Genomic DNA, 719 nt, shown 5'->3' with positions numbered 1-719 from the left:
AAGTGCTTCGCAACGGAGGAAACGCATCCGATGCAATGGTAACCGTGCAAACCGTACTTGGTCTTGTTGAGCCCCAATCTTCTGGCGTAGGGGTTTGCACTGACGACCATGTGCTTGGATGCCTCCAGCTGCTTGGTTTGAGCAATCGCGTTTTGAACCAATGCAGATTTGCCCGTCGCGGATTCGGGCTCGAGCATATCGCTTTGCTGAGGCGCGCTGTGCGTGTTTGCGGACAGGGTGGCCGCAGAAGTGATCATCAGAGTAATGATCGTTTTGAAGTTGAACGCTCTGTTCATGGCTTAATCCTTCAGATCGACGAGATCTCGAAAATAGTCCAGTGCATCCGGGTTCGCTAATGCCTCTGTGTTTTTCACTTCTTCACCGTGAACAATGGAGCGAACCGCTAGCTCAACAATTTTACCACTACGTGTTCTTGGTATATCTGGCACTGAGACTATCTTAGCAGGAACGTGCCTTGGACTCGTGTTGGTGCGGATAATTTGCTTTATGTCGTTTTTAAGTGCTTCATCGAGTACTTGGCCATGTTGCAGTTTGACGAAGAGAATAATGCGCTCGTCTCCATGCCATTTTTGCCCGATTGCAAGAGATTCAAATACAGCGTCCACCTTTTCTACCTGCCTGTAAATTTCAGCTGTACCTATTCTCACCCCATTAGGGTTTAGCACTGCATCAGCGCGACCGTGAATCATTACCCCGCG

Annotated in this window: 2 pseudogenes; one reads left to right on the top strand and one right to left on the bottom strand. The window is 49.2% G+C overall.

What is annotated here, in order from left to right:
* A pseudogene (locus A3750_RS26720) lies at positions 1 to 92 on the top strand (gamma-glutamyltransferase); the annotation flags it as partial.
* A 207-nt stretch (positions 93 to 299) separates the two neighbouring features.
* On the opposite strand, the pseudogene A3750_RS02550 reads toward A3750_RS26720, so the two are convergent.
* Positions 300 to 719 (bottom strand): annotated as a pseudogene (locus tag A3750_RS02550) (acetoacetate--CoA ligase); the annotation flags it as partial.

The sequence above is a fragment of the Oleiphilus sp. HI0079 genome (genome assembly GCF_001635105.1).
Note: the sequence above shows the minus strand (reverse complement) of the source record. Positions and strands in the feature narration are given on the sequence as shown.